This is a genomic window from Moorena sp. SIO4G3, from assembly GCF_010692305.1.
Taxonomy (GTDB): domain Bacteria; phylum Cyanobacteriota; class Cyanobacteriia; order Cyanobacteriales; family Coleofasciculaceae; genus Moorena; species Moorena producens_A.
The window spans coordinates 1-6,009 of sequence record NZ_JAAHIG010000479.1; the positions used below are offsets into that span (position 1 = coordinate 1).

At 47.0% G+C, this 6,009-nt stretch carries 4 protein-coding genes; 1 reads left to right on the forward strand and 3 read right to left on the reverse strand.

Annotated elements, in window-relative coordinates; all coding sequences use genetic code 11:
• Positions 1–21: 21 nt before the first annotated feature.
• From der to F6J99_RS40560, 3 genes are all read right to left on the reverse strand, one after another.
• Positions 22–1,218: a ribosome biogenesis GTPase Der gene (der, locus tag F6J99_RS40550; RefSeq protein WP_293121941.1), complete on the reverse strand. Its 1,197-nt coding sequence runs from the start codon at positions 1,216–1,218 to the stop codon at positions 22–24.
• Positions 1,219–1,566: 348 nt separating this feature from the next.
• Positions 1,567–2,655, reverse strand: a complete 1,089-nt coding sequence (locus F6J99_RS40555) for a folate-binding protein (protein ID WP_293121944.1) — start codon at positions 2,653–2,655, stop codon at positions 1,567–1,569.
• Between the two features lie 474 nt (positions 2,656–3,129).
• The gene (locus F6J99_RS40560; RefSeq protein WP_293121947.1) at positions 3,130–3,525 is read right to left on the reverse strand and encodes a hypothetical protein; all 396 of its coding nucleotides are present in this window, start codon (positions 3,523–3,525) and stop codon (positions 3,130–3,132) included.
• A gap of 318 nt (positions 3,526–3,843) precedes the next feature.
• Between F6J99_RS40560 and F6J99_RS40565 the strand changes: the two genes are divergently transcribed.
• A partial coding sequence (locus F6J99_RS40565) for a protein kinase (protein WP_293121950.1) occupies positions 3,844–6,009 on the forward strand: 2,166 nt, incomplete at its 3' end.

Here is a 6,009-nt window from a genome sequence, read left to right on the forward strand (position 1 = left end):
TCTACGGTACCCAGGTAAAATCTAAACCTGGGTACCGTAGTAGATTTTGCCCTGACGTCCTTGGCGATTGGTGGGAGGAGTGTACCAGCTAACAGCTTCTTGTAAGACTTCATTAATTACAGAGGTAGAGACACGACGTTGATGTTGATTGGCAGCGGTGTCAACTAAATCTAAAATTGTTTCGACTCGCTTGCCTGTCATGGCACTAACAAATATGATTTCAGCCCACTCGATAAAACTCAGTCGGTCTTTTACCTGTTTTTCGTAGTCATAGATAGTGTAGGAATCTTTTTCTATGGCATCCCACTTATTGACTACAATTATCGCAGCACGCCCTTCATCAGCAATACGTCCTGCCAGTTTTTGGTCTTGCTCTGTCACGCCATCTATAGCATCAATCACCAGTAGCACTACATCTGAGCGGCGAATGGCTTTGAAGGCACGATTAATACCAAAAAATTCCGGTCCGTAAGTAACGTTTTTCTTTTTGCGAATGCCAGCAGTGTCAATCAAGCGATAGGTTTGGGCTTCAGTACCCTTTTCTGGGTCTGCTGAGCGTGCTACTACCATATCAATGGCATCACGAGTGGTGCCAGAAATTGGACTGACGATGGAGCGATTTTCCCCAGTGAGGGTATTCAATAAGCTCGACTTTCCCACATTGGGGCGTCCGACAATAGCAACTTTAATCTCTGGGATTTCTGGGATAGTGTCTACATTGGGCAGGTAGGTAACCAGCTTTTCTAGTAATTCTCCTGTGCCATTGCCATGAATTGCTGAGACCGGGAAGGGTTCTCCTAAATTCAGTTCCCAAAACTGGGAGGCTTGAATAATTCCTTGCTGGGGAGATTCACATTTATTGACAGCTAGCACAACTGGGGTATTTTGTATACGTAACCATTGCGCGATCGCTTCATCTCCAGCTGTCGGTCCCGCTTGACCATCCACCACCAACACTGCTGCACTAGCTTCACTCAAAGCTGCCATTGCCTGTTCTCGAATCAAGGGCAAGAACTCGGTATCATCATCAAAGACTAAGCCGCCAGTATCGACAACCAGGTAGTCTCGGTCTTGCCAGAAAGCTGGGCGATAAGTGCGATCGCGGGTTACTCCTGGTTGGTTGTGAACAATAGCATCGGTCACTCCTGCCAAACGATTGACTAGGGTTGATTTCCCCACATTCGGGCGTCCGATAACTGCAACAATTGGCAGGGCCATAAACTGGATGTCCTCAAATGAGGAGTGTGAATGCTTTAGTCTTTTATTTTATCGCAGTTCTCAACTGGGTCAGGTCCTAGGGAGTCGGGAGTAGGGAGTAGGGAGTAGGGAGTAGGGAGTAGGGAGTAGGGAGTAGGGAAACAGAATTTTTTCCTGATTAGCATCATACACGCTATGATACTAATCTGATAGGCATGTTGATATAGATTCTTGTCTGTTTTTATCCTTTGTGATATTATGCGATGCCAGCTAATTGGCTTTGCTACGGGATCCCGTAGCGGCTGAATGCTCGCGCATCGTATTTTTTTTCAACAGACGTTTCCGAAGGAAAAGCTACAGAGTCAGAGATTACTCAGGGCTGGGCTCATAATAATCATGGCTCAAGCAAGGTAAAGCGACAATTTCCCCTTCGATGTCCCCTAAGAGAACGTTTAGCCCTGCACCACCAGCCTTAGTGCGGATATAAGCTAAACCAAACACTCCCTGGTCAGTTTCCATCAAACTGGTGAGCTTGCCCACTTTTTCCCCATCTACGGTGATGGCGCTCCCTAGGTCAGTAGGAGCACTTAAGCGGATACCCCATAGTCGTTGCTTCACCCCTTTGTAGGTATTCAAGCGCGCAATGGTTTCTTGACCAATGTAACAGCCTTTGCTAAAGGAAATGGTTTGCCACAAACCAGCTTCGAGAGGATTGTAATCTTCTGTCAGTTCATGACCTGGCGCAGGGCGTCCCTGTTGGATACGCAACTGTTCCCAAACGCGATCGCCTATGGGGATTGCTCCTGCTGTGGTTAAGGTCTGCCAAACCTGGGCAGCATTCTCGGCAGGGCAAATTAGAGTATATCCAGGTAAGGCCAAGCCACTCCCGACAGCAATGCGGACTTGATTATCCCCGAGCATCAGTTGCTGGTGACTAGCATCTTCTCCTGATATTTCCACACCCAAGCCTGTTAAGAGGGCATTACTAACGGGTCCCATCAAGGAGAAAACAGCATGGTGATCCGATACATCCTGCAATTCCACTCTATCCATGGGAAAGATATAACGATCCAGCCACTCCATGATCTGCTGGCGGCAATTTGGAGAAACTAGCAATAGCACCGCATCTGCTAAGATATAGGCAGTAGCTAAGTCAATAGTCCGAGCTGTAGATGTAACAAAAACCGTCTCACAGCCTTGGCCTGGCTGTCGTGTTTGGAAGTCATTGGTGCTTTGATTGTGTAGATAGCGTAGTCGGTCATCACCAGATACTTTTATCAACCCCCAATGGCAACAATCAACTAAGGCAACTCCCTGACGGGCTGCTTCAATTCCTGCTCCATCATTGCCAAAGCTTACTGGAATTATCCGTGAAGCCACCGACTCAAAGCTTGCCCCAGCCAGGCGCTGGACATCTAGCAATTCTTGATTCTTGATTGGTAATTGGTCATTTGTCATTATAGCAATTCTACGACTTGTGAGGTACAAATATCTGGGTTTTAGGGAGCAGGGAGCAGGGAGCAGGGAGCAGGGAGCAGGTAAGAGGAACCCACCCCTAGGGCCTGTCTTCTTGCCTCGGAGATCCCCCTAAATCCCCCTTAAAAAAGGGGGACTTTGAGTATGGCTCCCCCCTTTTTTAAGGGGGGCTGGGGGGGATCCAAATCTTGCGGAAAACTGGGTTAATGGGACTTCGGAGCAGGGAAGATAAACCCACCCCTAGCGCCTGTGTTCAAACTCGGAGATCCCCCTAAATCCCCCTTAAAAAAGGGGGACAATGAGTATGGCTCCCCCCTTTTTTAAGGGGGGCTGGGGGGGATCCAAATCTTGCGGAAAACTTTGAAAACACGCCCTAACCCCTCCCAGGAGGGGAACGCAAGAGCCAATAGTCAAACAATTCTGTGTACCTCATGAGTCCTATAAACGCTATAGTATTTAGTCATTAGTATCTACCAGTGGCAATCCTGCCACAACGTCTTCTACTAGCTGTTTGGCTTTAGCATCTAGACACTGCCAATCCACCTCACCCGCTTGGTCAATCAGCATTGGATCAATTTCTACTGCCAGAGTTTCTAACTCAGACTGGGTTGGCTGATAGTCACGAAAACAGACTTGGAAACACAAATCCCATAAATTAATGGTTACTGTTGTATCTTGATGTGCCAAACACATCTCATAGCCCGGTATGGGTGTAGTAACGTTTTGATAGGTGACTTTCCAGTTTGTTGGCTCCAACTGTCGCCCAATTTCGTCTATTATACGAATAAACGCTGGTTGCATCAGCAGTTGAGCTTGTTCCCATGCCAGCGTATCCTTAAATAAGGGTTTCATTAGTTAACTCCCACACAGCCCTTGAAGGGTGTCATCCTACCAGCCATAAAATAAAGCAGCAATTATTCACAGGCTATCCGTCGCTCTTAATACTATACTGATATCTCCCCTATCCTATAACCAGTGGACTATCATCTTTGACAAATTCCTCTTCGGGTAGAGTATCCTAAGTTGAGCCACATAATCAGAATAGAAATTGGCACAATCCTGGTCAATAATACCGATCAGCGTATGTTAAACATGAGACAGTTAGCAACTCGCCCCCTTGGTGCGGAGTTTTAATCTTCCTTTTTGTGAAATCTTAGGCACATCAATCCTATGTTAGGCAAGTTACTGGACGGGCGTTACCAAGTGACTCAAGTCCTCGGTTCCGGGGGATTTGGCAAAACCTATTTAGCCAAGGACACGAAGCGTCCAGGTAACCCAAGCTGTGTTGTTAAGCAACTAATGCCTCCCAATGGCTCTCAGACATTTTTAGACACTGCTCGACGGCTATTTAGCAGGGAGGCTGAAACCCTAGAAAAGCTGGGCAATCATGACCAAATTCCTCGACTACTTGCCTACTTTGAAGAAGACCATGAGTTTTACTTGGTGCAACAGTTCATCGAAGGGCATCTATTGAGCCAAGAGTTGTCCCCTGGTCACCGGTGGCAGGAAAACCTGGTGATTGGGCTATTACAAGAAGTCTTAAGTATTTTGGAATTTGTCCACCGTCACGGTGTGATTCATCGCGATATTAAGCCCGATAACCTGATCCGACGCACGGCAGATAGAAAGTTAGTGTTGGTGGACTTTGGTGCAGTTAAGCAAGTTCAAACTGATTTGGCTAGTGCCTATAGACAAACTCACCATACTGTGGTAGTAGGCACTCCAGGCTATATGTCCAGTGAGCAGGCTTTGGGTCAGCCCTGTCCTAGCAGTGATATTTATGCCCTAGGGATTATTGGGATTCAGGCACTAACAGGAATGGTGCCAGATCAGTTTCATGAAGACCTCAACACTGGTGAAGTTAACTGGCAATCTCTGGTGTCAGCGAGTGTAGGATTAAGTGTAGGATTGGCGAATGTCCTTACCAAAATGGTTCGCTACCAAGTCAAAGACCGTTACCAGTCGGCATCCCAGGTTTTACAAGACTTACAGCAATTGAGTGCTAATTCAAAAGCGTACTCCATCAATTCCCCAACCTACTACTCAATTCACAATGTCCCTACAGTAGAAGAAAACTTCCCACCAGAGCCAGTATCAAAGCTGTTCTCAGAGCAAAAAACTTGGGATGCAAATGCCCATAGAGGTTCTACTCCAAATAAACCAGCAGCAACTCCGTTGCCTCCAACTAAGGTAGATAGATCGGATAATTTGTCTTTGATCATTGGCACTGGTATTGCCTTAGTTACCTCTTCGATAGCTGGTATGATCTACTCCGTGCGTTCTAGCTCTTGGTCACCACCTAGAATAGCGCAACCAATTCCTCCTAGGAGTACACCCAATCGCCGTTCAGCTCCGGTGGTATATGAGCCACCAGCCCCAGCTGCCCCAGGTAATTGCCAGGTCACAGGTTTGAGTGTGAATGTCCGCTCCGAGCCTAACGGATCAAAAGTAGATCAGCTCAATCAGGGAAGCAGTCTGGTTCTAACTGGTAGTGGACAACCAGGCTGGGTAGAAATTAGTTCACCGGTTACCGGGTGGGTGTTTACAAATTTGACTGACTGCGCACCAACGGTTGAGCCAGTGGTGGCAACGGCTCCCAAGAGAAACGTTCCTAAGAGAAACGTTCCGAGGAAAAGAGTATACGCACAACCAAAACCTGTGGTCAAGAGGGCTCCATCGTCACCACAGACCCCTCAGCCAACACCAGCACCACCGGTTGTTGATAATGGGTCACTAATTTTGGCAAGAGCAGTACAAAAGTATCAGGCTGGAAATATCAAAGGGGCAATTGCGATCGCACAAGATGTTCTCCCTAGTAGTGCCGCTTTCAATGGTGCCCAAACCAAAATTGACCAATGGCATAACGAATGGGTATCCTTTGAACGCAAATTTGATCAGATTCAACAAGCCTATGAACAGGGTCGGTGGGTTGATGTGTTGAACTATGCTAAGAACAGCAATTTGCCACCAAGAGGCTATTGGCGTCAGAAGTTAAATCGAATCATGGCTGAAGCTCGGCAGCAACAAGCTAAAGTAGAAGCTAAAAGAAAGCAATTCGCTGTACAGAATCAAATTGGTTCTAGAGCAAAGCAAGAAATTCAAAACAATTCACAGCCTGCTTCACGACCGGTTTCTATTGCCGCACCATTGCCTAAACAGCCAGTGGTTACCGGTCAGAGAACTACTGCACCACCACCGTCTAAATCTACCAAAATCAAATATTACGTGATACTCAACGACGGGAGTTCTAGTGGTTTAGCAAATGCCAGGAAAATTGTACCTGGTGCTTTTTTGGGTCGATTCCCACAAGGGTCTCGCATTCAGATGGGAGCATTC